Annotated in this window: 7 protein-coding genes; 6 read left to right on the top strand and 1 reads right to left on the bottom strand. The window is 35.3% G+C overall.

Annotated features, from left to right (window positions below):
* The first annotated feature begins 1 nt into the window (after window position 1).
* Both CN692_RS10350 and rlmH read left to right on the top strand, forming a co-directional pair.
* On the top strand, window positions 2-193 hold the full coding sequence (locus tag CN692_RS10350; protein ID WP_373604984.1) for a CxxH/CxxC protein: 192 nt from the start codon (window positions 2-4) through the stop codon (window positions 191-193).
* A 59-nt stretch (window positions 194-252) separates the two neighbouring features.
* Window positions 253-732, top strand: a complete 480-nt coding sequence (gene rlmH, locus CN692_RS10345) for a 23S rRNA (pseudouridine(1915)-N(3))-methyltransferase RlmH (RefSeq protein ID WP_098119067.1) — start codon at window positions 253-255, stop codon at window positions 730-732.
* A gap of 214 nt (window positions 733-946) precedes the next feature.
* On the opposite strand, the gene CN692_RS10340 is transcribed toward rlmH, so the two are convergent.
* Window positions 947-2,434 (bottom strand): DNA/RNA non-specific endonuclease, encoded by a 1,488-nt coding sequence (locus tag CN692_RS10340; RefSeq protein WP_098119066.1) that lies wholly within the window; start codon window positions 2,432-2,434, stop codon window positions 947-949.
* Between the two features lie 850 nt (window positions 2,435-3,284).
* On the opposite strand from CN692_RS10340, the gene CN692_RS10335 reads away from it, so the two are divergent.
* The 4 genes from CN692_RS10335 (at window position 3,285) to CN692_RS10320 (ending at window position 16,349) form a co-directional block, all read left to right on the top strand.
* Window positions 3,285-3,971: a response regulator transcription factor gene (locus CN692_RS10335; RefSeq protein ID WP_098119065.1), complete on the top strand. Its 687-nt coding sequence runs from the start codon at window positions 3,285-3,287 to the stop codon at window positions 3,969-3,971.
* On the top strand, window positions 3,946-6,024 hold the full coding sequence (locus tag CN692_RS10330) for a HAMP domain-containing sensor histidine kinase (protein WP_098119064.1): 2,079 nt from the start codon (window positions 3,946-3,948) through the stop codon (window positions 6,022-6,024). Before CN692_RS10335 ends, CN692_RS10330 begins: the two co-directional genes overlap by 26 nt.
* A 119-nt stretch (window positions 6,025-6,143) precedes the next feature.
* Window positions 6,144-7,640, top strand: coding sequence for a WD40/YVTN/BNR-like repeat-containing protein (locus CN692_RS10325; RefSeq protein WP_098119063.1), 1,497 nt, complete (start codon window positions 6,144-6,146; stop codon window positions 7,638-7,640).
* 459 nt (window positions 7,641-8,099) lie between these two features.
* The gene (locus CN692_RS10320; protein WP_098119062.1) at window positions 8,100-16,349 is read left to right on the top strand and encodes a S8 family serine peptidase; all 8,250 of its coding nucleotides are present in this window, start codon (window positions 8,100-8,102) and stop codon (window positions 16,347-16,349) included.
* Window positions 16,350-16,560: the final 211 nt, after the last annotated feature.

Below are 16,560 nucleotides of genomic sequence, written 5' to 3'. Positions count from 1 at the left end.
AGTGGAAAAAATAATTTTAAGCTGTGATGAGCATGTAGAATGGGCTCTTGACGATTTTGTGGATAAGTATAGTGAAACACCGTTGTTGAATAAAGTCGAAAAAACGCATAATATATCCACAACCTGTGAATATTGTCAAAATGATGCCATATATATTGTATCGAACATAGATTCCCCCACTAAATGTGGATAGAAATTGTGGGTATGTGGATAACTTTTGTGTATAACTTGTTTGTAAAGTGAGGATATAGTGTGAATATCTCAATTATCAGTGTAGGAAAGCTAAAAGAAAAATATTTAAAGATGGGTATAGATGAATACATAAAGCGATTATCAAGTTATGCCAAAATAGAAATAATTGAAGTCGCAGATGAAAAAGCACCAGAGAATTTAAGCGAAGCTGACATGCTAATCGTAAAGGAAAAAGAGGGCGAGAGGATTTTAAGTAAAATAGCAGACGATTCATATGTGATTGCACTTGCCATAAAGGGGAAGGAGCACACGTCTGAATCACTTGCCAAGAAAATAGATCAACTCGCTACATATGGAAACAGTAAAGTTGCGTTTGTAATAGGCGGATCATTAGGTTTAAGTGATGCGGTGATGAAAAGATCGGATGATACATTATCGTTTTCAAAAATGACTTTTCCGCATCAATTGATGAAATTAATCTTAGTGGAGCAGATTTATCGAGCTTTTCGAATTAATAGGAACGAGCCATATCATAAGTAACGATCTGTAATTGTTCATAAGGGTAACGATGTTTGATACTATTAAAGACTGTACCAAGTGCAAAGGAAATAATAGATGAATTATTCGGAGCCAAAAAAGAGTACCGGCTTGAGTGAAACTCTTTCAATAAAAAGTCATAAAAAAGGAATGTGTTACCAAAAAACTTTTGGAACACATTCCCTTTTATTATTTAATTACTAGGCTATATTACTATTTAATTTGTAGCACCACTATCAACCTTAGATTCAATAGCATTTTGAACGCTAGCAGGAACTGAAGATAGGAAGTCATAACCAGTGAGTGACTCTATTGAATCAACACTTACCCTGTAGTAACTCCAAGGATGGCTAGAAGCTGTTTGATCATTTGGTAATAATACAGCTATTACTCTTGTAGATGATGTAACTCGGCTTATATCATTACTCCCATTAGATAATACAACAATTACCTTCCAAGTTTGTGCTGGTACAACGACACCATTACCTACAGTCGTTTTATACCCATTAGATCCAGTCCCACCTGACCCGTAACCACCAGATACTACATATAATTCGTTTCCAGCTGATACAAGTGAACGACTATAATCTTCTAAATTTGCCCAAGTAACCTCATTGTTGTTTGGAGCTTGAGGAATCATATTGCTCATTAAAAAAGTTGCTGAGTTGTTGGCAACTGTAGAAGTGCGATCAGCAGAAGGACACATATGGCCTCTGTCAAATCCGCTACCTGAAAATTCACTAGCAGTAACCTGGTACCATCCTGAAGGTAATGTTGTATCAGCACGGAAGTCGTCCTGACGAGCGGCACTTCCAAGATCAGAAGAACCTATATGCCAGCTAACCCAGTTTGGTTCGTGTTTACTATTATTGTAGGATAAATCGTATTGTGGTTTAACCATTAGATAATTATTTGAATTGGATGTATTGCTTGTAGCACCACTTGGATTTCCTAATCCCATATGATCATTATCTGTGCCTGTTTGTCCTTGTGAGCTAGGTTCAGCAGCAGAAGATGAATTTTGAGGTACCAAACTGCTCGTAATGACAAAGTCACTAGCATTATTATTTGTGTCCCAACCATTACCATTGCCTTGTGTAGTTCCGCCATTATTATCTTTACGTTCTGTACTTGTTGTGGCAGAAAGAGTACCAGTAGGCGAAGTTTCTGAATCATTTGCAGAACCAAAGCCAACAAAATCCACAACATTTGAACTCGTTGAACCTGATACTGAGGTAGTAACATTTGCTAGTGCAACTTTTCCGCTGCTTGCACTTAAGTTAATTGTACCTGTAACATCAGATGTTGGTAGGTCAACAGTACCGCCACCGCCGCTTGCTTCTTTAACTAAATAATATTGATGTGAACCTATGCTACCAGTTAAATTTGTAATGCTGCTGAATGTACCAGTAGAAGAGGCATATTGAATGGACCATCCAGACAAACTAACGCTTGAATCTGTTGGATTGTAAAGTTCAATATAATCATTTTTATAAGAAGAACCACTATTACCGCCACCACCGTAAACTTCACTGATAACAACGTGAGTTCCAACAGCTGCCTGTGCAGGTTTATTAAATAAGTTCCCAAAAGCACCACCAAAAAAGACTAAACTAGAACATACAAGTATGGTAGTCTTTCTTTTGAAGTTTTTCATAACTCTTTTAGATAAAACTGTATTTTGTGCCGATCTGCTATGTAACATATAACAAAATCCTCCTACTTAATTTTTATATTATGAAATCAATCGAAAAATAATTTAATATAGACAAAAATAAGATGCTTAAACGTGATTGTGTATGGCTAAAGATTATGTGAAAAATATGTTAGTCTTGGGGTCCCAAGATAAAATCTAGTTGAGGAATCTTGTAGTTTTGCATGGTCACTGATTGTAGAGAGATTAAATAATTATTTGTACAAGGTAAGGGTAGTAGGATATTTACTTAAATAAGGCAAAAAAAAATCATTACTAATGTAAAGTAAGATTGATCTACATGAAGGAATCTAAAACTTCTTTAGCACCTCCTCAAAATATAGTTTAAAGCCATCATTTCTTTTAGCGAGCTTTAGAAAAAACTCCAACTAAAAATATGCATCCCTTTCACGTTCACACAACATACTCACTTCTACTTGCTCCATAGATTTACCTTGCCTATTTACACAATATCATAATATTTTTTTGAAGAGTTTTAATTTTAAGTAAACTTTTGTACTTCTTTTATTAAGTAAATTAATGTGGACACTGCCTATTTTTACGGCGAAAAATAGAATGAGATTCATCAAGAAGGAGTAACAACTTCTTTAATAATAAAGCAGTGATTTTAACCTAGTAGGCTATGAGCAAAAGTAGGGAGTATGGCAACAATCAGTAGTGTGTGGAACCTCTTAGTAGTCTAAAGAGATTTTTAAATGGATAAATCTATTTTTTTTAATAATCATAAGAAAATCTTAAGATTTGCATCGAGAAGTTATTAAGATTTAGCTGATATCATCTTCTTAACATCTAAAATAAAGAGGTGATACAAACTTTAAAATATAGATAGGAGAGAACTTATATGAACATATTAGTTTGCGACGATGATCAGTCAATTGTAGAAGCTATTTGCATTTATTTAGAAAACGAAGGTTATCGAATGTTCAAGGCTTACAATGGAGAAGAAGCGCTAGAAGTTATCGAAAACCAAGAAATTCAACTCATTATAATGGATATTATGATGCCTAAGCTTGATGGAATTAGAGCAACGATGAAGATTAGGGAGAATTTTAAAGTACCTGTCATTATGCTCTCGGCAAAATCTGAGGATTCGGATAAGATTTTAGGCTTAAATTTAGGTGCGGATGATTATATAACAAAACCGTTCAATCCTTTAGAGCTAATTGCAAGGGTTAAATCGCAACTACGAAGATACACGAGCCTAGGAAGTTTTGAGGCAAAAAGTAATATCCATCAAAGCGGTGGTCTTGTAATTGATGATGAAAGTAAAATCATTACAGTTGATGGTGAGGTTGTTCATCTTACTCCAGTTCAATATAAGATTGTTAAGCTCCTGACTAAAAATGCTGGTAGAGTATTTTCTATTGAAGAAATATATGAGCGAGTATGGAACGAAACAGCCTTTAATCCAGAAAATACAGTATCGGTCCATATTCGAAAAATTAGAGAAAAGATTGAAATAAATCCTAAAGAACCAAAATATTTAAAGGTGGTGTGGGGAGTTGGATATAAGGTCGAAAAAATATAGTCACTCACTAACAACAAAAATAATCGTTTTTGCAATTGTTATTCTATTTTTTTCAGGCATACTTAAGTCTATCGCGAATGTAGCGGCTTTAACTGATGAGGATTTTGGAATCGTTTTTGAAGAAAATTACTTTCTTAGTAAATCTTATATACAAGAAGTTGAGCCAATTTATAGTAGCCTGACTCAATTAGTTAATAAGTATAAAAGTGAAGAGAATATTTTAAAGGGTGGAGCAATCAGTAATGAGGATCTAAGGTCGATCGAAGAATCTTTATATTCAGATTTTACGGCGCGATCGAACATATATAACCCAAATTTAAGTGAAGAGGAAAACTTTAAAAATTTTCAAAAAGCCGATGCAAAAGAAATTAATCGAGTAAAGAGCCAGATGATAACAGATGGTTTACAAAATTATCATAATTTATTGCAAGCACTAGCTGAGAAAGAAGACTTACTATATTACGGTAGTGATGGTATTAACGAATTCACAAATAATACGTTAAAAGGACAATTCAAAACAAATCCTTCCTATATAATTTACAAGAATTATAAAAGAGAAATTTATCCGACTACAATTGAACAGAATAAACGTTTTAATTGGATCAGTGAGGATTTCAGTCAGTTAAATCCCAAAAATACAGTAGTATCGATAGGATTCACACAAAGTGCTCTAGATCAAAAAATAAAAGAGTGGAAAGAAAATAAAGCAATTGCGACGAAATCCTTTTATTTTTTCTTAAGCTCTTCTATAGGATTTCTAGTAGCATTCGTTTATTTAGCACTCATTATTGGTAGAAAGTCATTTAAAGATCGCGAGTTACATTTAAATGTAATCGATCGAATGTTTAATGATATTAATATCGTGCTTCTTGCATCCTTAATTATATCCTGGTTTGCATTAATAGAGCCTTTAACAATAACGGTTATTAATAAATTGGTTTTCTATTTAACGATTCCATTCTCAATCATAGCGCTTCTTTTGATTTTATCGATTATAAAGCATTGTAAAAACAGAACAATCATTAAACACACGTTAATTTATTTCTTATTAAACAAACTTTTCCTATTTATCAGGGATGTATATAGCAATGGGAGTATTGGTGTTAAAACTGTATTACTTGTAATTGGTTATCCAATTTTAATTGCCGCAACTTTTTTTATGTTCCCGATTACAATAGGAGTTGCAGCATGGTTTGCAAATAAAAAAGTAAAAAAATTTAATGCGATAAAAGAAGGCGTTGAGCAAATAAAGGCAGGCGATTTTCTCCATCGCATAAAGATAGATGGAAAAGGCGAGTTTGCAAATCTTTCTAGTAATATTAATAGCATTACAGATGGTTTGAAAACAGCGGTTGATCGAGAATTAAAGAGTGAGAGGATGAAGACGGAACTAATTACAAATGTTTCACATGATATTAGGACGCCTTTGACTTCCATTATTACGTATGTAGATTTATTGAAAAAGGAAAAGGACCTGGCAAAAATTGAAGAATATGTTGAAGTTTTAGATCAAAAATCGCAAAGATTGAAGTTGTTAACGAATGATTTATTTGAGGCAGCGAAGGCTTCTAGCGGTACAATTCCGGTTAACCTTGAGCGGATAGATGTCTTATCACTTATAACCCAAGGATTAGGCGAAGTTAATGCAAAAATTGAGGCATTAGATTTATCAATTAAAATAAATCATCCTCAAGATAAACTATATGCCGCAGCAGATGGGAAACTATTATGGAGATCCGTGGAAAATTTATTATCTAATATCTTTAAATATGCATTAAGAGGATCACGCGTATATATTGATCTTGAAGATTTAGGTAATGAGATTCTTCTTACCTTCAAAAATATATCGGCATATGAATTAAATATATCTGCAGATGAACTAATGGAACGTTTTAAAAGAGGCGATGAATCAAGAAATAGTCAAGGAAGTGGACTAGGACTTTCAATAGCTAAAAGTCTAATTGAAATTCAAAATGGACAGTTCTCAATTCAAGTTGACGGCGATTTATTTAAGGCGATGATTAAAATCCCTAAACATAATAATTTAAAGTAAGATTTAGCACTCCATAGGTTAATATGGGGTGTTTTTTTGTTATTCAATGTGACAACACAATAATCGCGAATCATGCAAACGACTCGGAAAACAAAGTATACTTAAAATGGACGAATAGAATGACTAAATTCAGATATAGGGGGAAGTACATATTGAGGAGAAACGTAAAAAAAATACTTAGGTCATTACTAACAAATCCAGTTTTCTTAATTGGATACTGGATGTTTGGAAAAAAACTGGCTTTAATATGCAAGTTCGGCAGTCTCAATAAAAATCTACCTGTTTTCGTTCTCGCCATAATCATTTTACTATCGACTATTTTATTTACTACTATTAAAGTGATAAAAAATAGTGAATATCAACCTAATAAACTGACTAATGTAAAGGGATGGACGTACTTGTCGATCATCTTGTTTATCTCAATCACATTGTTATATGGAGTAAACATCTATAAAAGTGGAACAAATTATAACGGTAAACTAGCATGGTATATCGAACGGTTGAAAAACGAAAGGTCAGTTAAATTTGATCAAAACAATTTATATAAGTATGGCGTAAAAGGAATTTTTGAAGACATAAAGAAAAAACAAAATTTACCTGAAAAGCTATATATGGTAAATAATTTTTCCCTTAAGTTTAATTCAGATGGGACGATCACATCCTTTGATACATTTGTTCATGGGAAAAGTGATAACGGAAAGGAAGAAAGCTACCTAATATCTTATGACAAAAACAAATCAGACAGGATTACGATACATTTAAACGGGTATGCAGGTACTAATTATAATGATGACAAACTGTTAGAGCCATTAATTGAAACCGTTAAAGTGATTCCAATTAAACAAGCAGTTAGTAAATGGAACGAAAGTCAGTACGGGTTAGTTTATTACGGTAAAAGAAATTGGGGATACAATTCAAACGGAATCATCAATATTGATAAAGATGGAAAAGAGTATAGTTTGGAAAATACAAGTTCCGAAATAATAGGATATACGGTATCTCTATTTGTACCTGGAATGGATAAAGTGATTTTACCTGCTAGATATAATCTAATCGGTAATCCAGATTGGAGTAAGCCAACTATTACTCCAAACCAGGCTTCTCCTAGTGAGAAAAATGATGAACGAACAAATACAAACGAACAATTTTTCCAAACTAAAGAAATCGGATATCGTTTAAATGTTGCAGATAAAGCATTAGGAAGCACGTTTTATTCATTAAGCAAAACTACAAATGGCGGAAATACATGGACTGTTATTAATAATGACCCATACAGTGGAACAGTTGGAGGAGCTTCTGGCATAGTTTTTTTCGATGACAAGCTCGGATTTTTAGGAGCAGTTAACCTTTCTGGTAATGAAGGTGCTTTGTATCGAACGGACGATGGGGGTAATTCTTTCAAAAAAGTAAATTATACACTTCAAGAAGTAAAGTTAGATAATGGGCATCCTATAAAACCTTTTGATACGCCAAGTATGCCTTTTAAGACGAATGGAGTTTTAAATATGCTAGTTGGTCAAGGTGCAGATGGAGATTATAACGGTAACAGTAGTGAACTTTATCAATCAGAGGATAAAGGGCGAACATGGAAGTTTGTGAAAGAAGTTAAAAAATAGATTGTAGTAGATATATTAAACATGCGAAAAGACCTCTCATAAAAATTGAGAGGTCTTTTCTTTTTTTGAGAGTAGATCATGACGTGAAATACGAAAGAAAGGGCAAAAGGAAATTAATAATTACTAATTTAATCCAAATAATGTAAGTCTAAAAAATTTGTAGAATAACATCTGACGAATTCCCCCAACCCCATTACATGTATATAAGCAATTAAAACAATGAAAAAATGGGTACTACTCAAATTTTTTAACAAAATATGACAAATTTATCTTTTTGTTTTACACCAAATTACCCCAATTTACTGTCTATAAATCGCCCAATTATAATGAAGAATGGCAGATAATTTGTCGTAATATTTTTAAAAATATTAAGATTCAGTTATTAAAGGGGGAGAAGTGGTTAGGGGGAGTAGAGTTTAACTCTATAAATTATAAAAAAAGGAAGGAAATGATAAAGGAATGAACCATCATAAAATGAAAAAGATGATCATGTCAACGTTTCTTGCAACTTCTACGTTGCTAGGCTACACAGTACCGACGTTTGCCATGACAGGTGGATCGGCTGAAAAAACAATTCAGACTGCGTTAGAAGGCACGGGTAGCAAGGCTGAATTAACTCAAGGTCAAGATCTGCAAAATTTATATTTAGAAAAACTTCAGTTTGATCCAAAACTATTAACTTCATCTAAACAATTAGATTTGATTGTCCAATTTAATGTAGATCCAGCTCCGGTTCAAATGGTGAATCAACAAAAAAGTGCGTCTTCTGGAAAATCGATTAATCAACAAAGCGCAGATGTAACATTAGAAAGTGCTCAAGCAGCCGTTGACTTGACTCATAGTAGTTTTAAAAGTTTCGTAAACAATGAGTCTAAAAAAATAAAAGCTACAGGTGATACTAGTACCTTTAAGTTGGGTAAAGAGTTTTCACAAGTATTTAACGGTGTAGCCGTAAAAATTCCAGTAAGCTCACTTAATGATTTATTGGCACTCCCATATGTAAAGAGTGTTTATCAAAATATTAAATATGCACCAATCCCTGCTTCCGAGCCAGTTGAGGCTTCAGCAAGTGTGACTGGTGACGGAAAGACTGCAGATAAAAAAACAAATTCAAATTTATTACCATCAATAAGTCCAGATCGTACAAATGCAAAATCAACTGGCAATTCTGCTTCTGAAAATAAATCTGTATCAGGAAATTCAGTTGAACAACAGTCAGGTACAGTTCCACCTCCAGGTCCAGAGGGCCCACAATCAGGTGAAACACCAGTTCTTGATTGGTTAAAAATTCATGATTTACAAAATGAAAATATTACAGGTAAAGGTGTTAAAGTCGGCGTTATTGACACTGGTATTGACTATAACCACCCTGATCTTGCTGGCGTGTACCAAGGTGGTTACGACTTTGTAGATAATGACAATGACCCAATGGAAACAGTTTATTCTGACTGGTTAAAAGCGAAGCAAGCAAATGATGCACTTCCACCTAATCAACAAGACCCAGGTTTTCCAACAGATTACCATAACTATATTACTTCTCACGGTACTCATGTTGCGGGTACGATTGCGGGTCAATCAAGAAGTAGCTCTCCATACGCAGTTAGAGGAGTTGCACCAGAAGTACAATTATATGCTTACCGAGTTTTAGGTCCTCACGGAGGAAGCGATGAAGCTGTTATCGCTGGAATCGAACAATCGTATAAAGATGGGTGTAAAGTAATTAACTTATCACTTGGTTCAGATTATAACGATTCATTGACTTCAAATGCAGTTGCGATAAACAATGTTACCGACCTAGGTGTAACAGCTGTTATTGCTGCTGGTAATAGTGGTCCGTCTGTAGGAACACTAGGAACTCCAGCTGCTTCAGCAAAGGCAGTTACAGTAGGCGCAATTACTTATCCAAAACAAGTTCCTACCTTTGACATTCATTCTTATGGAGCATCAGGACAAGATTCATATTCAATCGTGAATTCACGTATAATCGGAAGAGATTTCACGGAAACGAATACGAAGCTTAGTGGTACAACGAAATATGACCTAGTAGATGCTGGGTATGGTACTCCTGCTTGGTACAATGATTTAAGAAATAAAAACATCAGTGTTGCAGATAAAGTTGTATTAGTTAAACGTGGTGGCGCAGCCATGAACGAACTTATGTCGTATGCAGCTGCAGAGCATGTTAAAGCTATGATTGTGTATACACCAAATGATAATCCAGATCTTCTTGTCGATGACCAAGGTTATTATCCATTTTATTTTGGTACCGTTGGTGGTGTAGTTTACACATTACAATTAAACTCAACTGAAGGTACGAAATTCTATAATGCATTTAAGAGCGGTACGATTAAAACAATCTCTGTTTCAAACGCTGGAAACTTCGCAATGGGTGGTAATACACTTGCGGGCTTTAGCTCGACAGGTCCTGTAACAGGTTCAGTAGCGATTAAACCTGACATTGTTGCGCCTGGAGTAGATGTTTTCTCAACAGCTCCTTATGATATTTGGGAACCAAATAGTAAGGATTATACAAATAATTACCAAACTTTATCAGGTACATCAATGGCAACTCCTCACGTTGCTGGTATGGCGGCATTAATTTTGTCAGCTCATCCGAACTATAAGCCTGAGGATGTTAAAACAGCTCTGATGGCAACTGCAGATCCTATCAGTACACAACAAAGTGTATTCCAAATCGGTTCTGGTAAATCAGATCCATATCAAGCTGTGCACACGGATATGCAATTTAAAGTTAAAGATTATGTTCAGTCCCGTACATCAACTGATACATCATCTAGTTCTAATATCGTTAGTATTTCAAATACAACGGGTTCATTTTCGTTTGGCTACACGTCGCGTTCAGTAGACGGATCTGTTACGAAAACAGGTGACTTGTATATAACTAATAATGGTTCTGCTGCGAAGACTTTTAATTCGTCTAGTGCTTTCTTTAAAGATACGTATGTCAGTGAAGGACAAGATGGTGCAAAAGAAGGCGCGAAAATTAGCGTAAGTAACGCAACATCACCTGATACAGAAATAAATTCAATCACTGTTCCTGCAGGTGGAACGGTTCATCTTACAGTAAAATTCACAGCCCCTGCTTCAGCAGCAAGTGGATACTATGAGGCGTATATTAACTTTGGAAATTCAGCAAGCCCTTCTGAAACTTATCGTTTACCTCTTGCTATTAACATTCAAAGTAGAGGTGTAGATTTCAGAGTTGAAAGAAAGGCATTTACACTTAACGGGGACAAAGAATTTAATCCGAATACGTTTGCTATTACTCCACAATCTTGGGGAGAAATAAAAGTAAAAAGTCCAATTGACCCTTCTTTTGGCCTTAAACTTTACGTAATGGATATAACTGGAACTAAATATGTAGGGTTTATTGGTACTTTAAATCCAAATCTTTTAACTCTAGGAAATACAGTTTTTGCACCATTCTTACTTAATGGAGCTTACTACCCTTATAGTGCTCCTATTTCTAAAGATGATCCGAACCTTACTACTAAGCTTACTCAAATATTATCAACTCAAAGAGTAGTAGAAGAAGGTGGATACATCATTCAAGCTCGTGCAATGGACGCTACAAGTGGACAGCTATATGAGAAAAATAGCACAGTTTATGTAGATAACCACGCTCCTACATTAGATATGGATAAAGGGAGTGAACCAGGAATTTATGAAATAGATGCTGATGGTCCTTCGACTGACGGTGCTTTAAAATGGTTCTCAGGAAAAGCTTACGATTCAAACGTTGATTATATGAAAAACGTTGGACATGATACACAGGTTCCTGCACCACCGAATTATGATACAGATACAAAAGTAAGCCAAGCTTTAGGGAAAATTGATGGAATGCTAGGAGACTCAAACTCTGCACCATACGTCAACTATTTTACTAGCATGAATGACGATGGAACATTTAAATTTGGTGTATCTAAAGAAGACCTTGTGAATACTTCTGATGACCCTTATAAAGAAAACTATGGTGTACAGTTCAGAATTTACCCTGAAGATTACTCTTTTGCAGGTAATCTTGAAACTCAAGGTAAATATTATTACTTTGTTAAAAAAGGTAACGAGTATGTAGTCAATCGATTTGCACGTCTTGATACACCAGGATCAACAACATTAAATGGGGTTGACCCAGCGTTCCTTACTGATAAGACATTGGTCGCTAAAGGTGATAATTTTAAATCAACATTATCTGTTAAATATCCTAAAAACCTTGTTGGAGCAAAGTTCTATGTAGATGAGCTTCCATTTGCAGCCGTTCAGGATATTGACTTTAGTGATGAATACAAAGCATTCTTAACATCAAAAGGAATTACAACTGATAAAAATTGGATTCATAAAGATACTGATATTAATGATGACTATATTTTCAGTTTCAATTTACCAGAAAATGTTCAAGCTCATGGAGTATTAAACGCTTCAGATACGATGAGTAATGGTGTTGCTCAAGAAATGCCTATCTTTACAATTAAATACAAAGTAACAAATGACGCTGGATTGGATACAATGTGGCTGCAAGGATCTGCTGTAATTCCGGAAATCACGACATACAGTGGTGGTAAACTTGGATCAGACCGAGTACCAACTTTCCTAGATAAACACCTATTCGTTAAAGGTGGGGCATATATTAGCGGAAGTATTAGACCAGAAGGCTTCCAAAATTATGCTACAGGGGGCGTATATGGTAGATCAACGCCTATAACGACAGATGGATCTGGTGTAGAGATTAAATTTGAGGATCCTAATAGTGGTGGAGTTACTTCTAAATTACAGAATGTTCAAGATACAACAATTAGTCCTTCGAGTACAAATCCAGGTATTAACCAGGTTGGCTTATTCGGAACTGACTTACCAATACAGGCTGGGACAAAACCGTACAACTTTACAATGAAAATGCCAGGTCATTTAACTTATTATGGCACATTAGGTGTAAACGCAGCAGGTCAGTATGGTTATGCAGCAGGAGGAAATTATTCGGTCCCTAATGCGATTATGCTAGCTGGTGACGTAAATGGCGATGATGTGATTGATATGAAGGACATTGAAGCAGAAAGCACCGCTTACAATGCTTATATTGCGACACCATCGACTTATACAAGGTCAGCGGACTTTAATTTTGATGGTTCAATTGATTATTCGGATTTTGAATATATCGTCAAAAACTTTGGCAAATACAATACAACTGCTCCAAATGCAACAGATTTAGCAGGAAAAATAGCAACAACTACTAGTAAAGATATTACTTTAACAGGATTTAGTAAGATACCAAGTGGTTCTGATTTAACAGCTTTTAACATGGTTGTAAAACCAGTACCATATATCAAAACAAGCGATAGTACTGCTTTTGTATATTACGGTAAAGTAAATCCGTTCCAATTGTTCTCCGTTAGTTATAAAACTCCAGAACTTACAACTGGGGCTACTACAATTACACAAATAGATGATACAGCTTGGAGAGCAGCATTAGACGGTGACGGAGGAAAAGTCTTAATTGATGGCGTTGACCGTAAAACAGCAACGAATACTTATAATGGTGTTTCCACAAAATCAATTTTTGAAAATGTTGTCTCAAACAAGGGACAATATGAATTTGATCCATCGTTATTTGCAAAATCGGGGATTCACACAGTCGTGTTTAAGGCTCCGGGTTATATGGATCGAGTAATGAAATTCAAAATGCAAGATGGTACAGGTAATAGCTTTACATTAACTGCACCAAATAATGTTAATACAATTGGAAAAGCATTAACGTTTAGCCGTGCAGATGGTACAGGTTCAACAGCAGCTCATTACCGCGATAGTTGGCAACCTAACATTACTTCAATCACATTGACTAATCCAAATGGTAATGTTGCTAAAGTTTATAAGGGAACTGAACTTGCTGGACTATTTAATCAGGTGACACCAGCAAATGCGACAACATTTAACTTTACAATTCCAGCAGGCGTTTTCTCATCACCATCAATTGTGAATCCAAGTGGAGGATTCACTGATTGGAAGATTGAAGTCGCAGCAGATAATTACGGAACGTATTCATTTTCACAAAGAATTAATGCGTTCGCAGCTCCAACATTAACAGCTGATCCAAATCGATACTTTAATGATAGTAATTTAAACCCGATTTCGATTGGAGTTGGCGCTACAAACGATACACAAGCATGGAGAGACGCAATTTCAGCTATTCAAGTTGGTAGCACTACGATTAATAAAGCAGACTTTGAAGCTAGTCATATTACAGTGGGTGCACCTGGAACGCCAATAAAGATTGATAAATCACTAATTACGGCACCAGGAAGCATTACTATAAGTGTTATAGCTACAAATTATACTACAATGTCAGTTGCTCAGCCTTTTTATAAACAAGGTGTAACACTTACAAGTCCTACAGGTACAATTTATGCAGGTAAAGACTTAGTAATGAAATTTAATCCAGGGACAGTTGCATCCGATTGGATCGCTGCAGTGAAGTCCGGTGGTACGATCAAATTTGGTAGTTCATCAACACCGTCGATTAAAACAAGTGTTGTCATCGATGAGACTGCGGGAACATTAACGATTCCGTATGATTTAGTAAGAACAAATGGTGGATCTGCAGTTTCAAGGAGTTTAATTATTTCAGCTCCAGGTTATGCAGATAATAATTCAAATGTAACTGTTACGCCTCAAACTGCACCTGCACTTACGCTTTCGGCACCTGCAGGAACACCACAGTTTGGTGATAGCATTTCTTACTCAATTACTGGTGATGATAATCCCTTATGGAGAAGTTCAATTTTACTTGCACCAACATCTGATCAATCAATTGATAATGGTGACGTTACTGTTCAAATGTCATCAGTTACATCAGTAAAACCTTATGTAACATCTACTGTAAAAAATGGTACTGGGACAGTAACAATTGACGGATATGCTACTCAGTCGAATACAGCTGCAGGTAATAAGAACGTTAAATTCGTATCGCCTTACTTTGCACCAATTACAATTGCACAACCATTTGTTCAAAGAACGGCTCCTACGCCTAATTTGACACCAAGTGGAGTTGGCAAGTCAGTCATTATGACTGTACCTAACAACGCTGAAAACATGAGATGGGCAAATGCTACAAAAACAGCAACAGGTGATATTTCTGTAGGCGGAGTTTCAGTTAAAGCGGATTCGACGATTTCTTCAGATGATAAGAATATTACGATTACACTTCCAGGTAGTGCATTCCCGGCAACTGGAAATAAAGAAATTAAGTTTACAGCATTCTGCTACCCAGATACGACAGTAACGCAAGTAGTTAAGAACAATCCGCCAGCGTTTGCTTCAAAAATTGCTTATATTCAAGAAGATACACCGATTACAATTAGTCATGGTCAAGATTCAGATTGGCTTGCGGCATCACCAGTTGTTTCATTAAATGGAAAAGTGGTTGATTCTAGTAAGTACACTCTTACTGCTAATGAATTGACATTTGCTGACAGATCTTTATTTAAGGATCTAGGTGATTATAAGTTTACAATTTCAGCGAATGGTTATGTTGACGCTTCATTTACAATTATCATTAGTGATGATTTATCACACTTGATTTCGGCAACAACAGACAGTAATGGAACAATCGATCCGAACGGCTTCGTTGCGGTAAAACATGGTAAGGATCAAACGTTTAAAATCACACCGAATACCGGTTTTGAGATTGGAAGCGTTAAAGTAGATGGACAAGAAGTAAAATTAACAAATAACGAGTTCACATTTACGAATGTAACGAAGAATCATTCAATTAATGTAACGTTCAAGCAAATCGTTCATATCATCACAGCAACAGCTGGAAGCCATGGAACAATTAGTCCAAATGGCAGAATTACAGCGAATTATGGAACAGATCAAGCGTTTTATATTACGCCTAACGAAGGCTATGAAGTTGCAACATTTAAAGTAGATGGCGAAGATGCTAAATTAATCAACAATACGTACACATTTACGAAAGTAACTACGGAACATTCAATTAGCGTAACATTTAAACAAATTGTACACACGATCAAAGCATCAACAGGAAGCAATGGCACAATCAGTCCTAACGGAAATGTTTCTGTGAATTATGGAGCGGCTCAAACATTCACAGTTACACCGAAAAAAGGCTACCAAGTGGCTACGTTTACTGTAGATGGTACAAACGCAAAATTATCAAACAATACGTACACATTTATGAATGTAACGAAGGATCATACAATCAGTGTAACGTTCAAGCAAATCCTACACTCAATTACAGCGTCTGCAGGAAGTAATGGATCAATTAGTCCGAATGGTAGACTTGCAGTTGGTGAAGGAACAGCTAAAACATTCAAAATCACACCGAAAACAGGATATGAGGTAGCTACATTTAAAGTTGACGGAGTGAATACAAAACTAACAAACAACACATACACTTTCAATAACGTGACGAAAGATCATACAATTAGTGTAACGTTCAAGAAGAAAGTCCATACTATTAAAGTCACTTCAGGTGAGCACGGAACGATTAGCCCAATCGGAAAAGTTTCAATAACTGATGGATCAAGCAAAACGTTCAAAATTACACCGAAGAAAGGTTATGTAATTTCTTCATTAAAAGTAGACGGTGTTAAAGTAAAAGTAACGAATAACACGTATACGATTAAAAATGTAACAAAAGACCATTCAATCTACGTAACATTTAAGAAAAAATAAGAGTATAATTTGAAAAAAATTTTCAAGTGAAGAACAAAAAAGGCTCTTTTGAGTCGAATAAGGCTGTCGGGACCTTCTCGGCAGTCTATTTTTTTATACAGTTTAATTCATAATCGGCACGAAATTAAACTGAATTTAAGGTTCATTAAATGATTCTGAAATAATAAGCAACACATTTATGGGATAATTGAAACCGTATGCAAGTCATATG

This window comes from Bacillus sp. AFS002410 (genome assembly GCF_002556365.1).
In the GTDB taxonomy this organism is placed as follows: domain Bacteria; phylum Bacillota; class Bacilli; order Bacillales; family Bacillaceae_G; genus Gottfriedia.
Note: the sequence above shows the minus strand (reverse complement) of the source record. Positions and strands in the feature narration are given on the sequence as shown.

Bases quoted from the DNA above. Each gene is read 5' to 3' on its own strand.
- CN692_RS10320 (WP_098119062.1), top strand. From the start codon at position 8,100: ATGAACCATCATAAAATGAAAAAGATGATCATGTCAACGTTTCTTGCA.
- CN692_RS10335 (WP_098119065.1), top strand. From the start codon at position 3,285: ATGAACATATTAGTTTGCGACGATGATCAGTCAATTGTAGAAGCTATT.
- CN692_RS10340 (WP_098119066.1), bottom strand. From the start codon at position 2,434: ATGTTACATAGCAGATCGGCACAAAATACAGTTTTATCTAAAAGAGTT.
- CN692_RS10325 (WP_098119063.1), top strand. From the start codon at position 6,144: ATGACTAAATTCAGATATAGGGGGAAGTACATATTGAGGAGAAACGTA.